Raw genomic sequence first — 254 nt, forward strand, 5'->3', positions numbered from 1 at the left:
CCGTATGTTAATGCAGTCCGAAACTTACTTCGAACCCAATTGGCAGCACTTACCAGAAGTACTTTTGCTGGATGAGATTAAAACGACTAACAACGCTGATGAGACCATGAGTTTTGAAATGATGGATGCCGAAACACACGAGTTTATCGATTTATTACCATTCCGATCAATTTTCAAGCTGCAGCGTCATTTTAGACATTACACCGAATCCGCACGACAAAGAGTCAAGATTATCGTTACTGATATGAATTATA

Annotated in this window: 1 pseudogene; it reads left to right on the forward strand. The window is 39.4% G+C overall.

Annotated elements, in window-relative coordinates:
* Positions 1 to 254: pseudogene (locus IWT5_RS11920) on the forward strand (ISL3 family transposase); the annotation flags it as partial.

This window comes from Secundilactobacillus mixtipabuli, assembly GCF_002217925.1.
Lineage (GTDB): Bacteria > Bacillota > Bacilli > Lactobacillales > Lactobacillaceae > Secundilactobacillus > Secundilactobacillus mixtipabuli.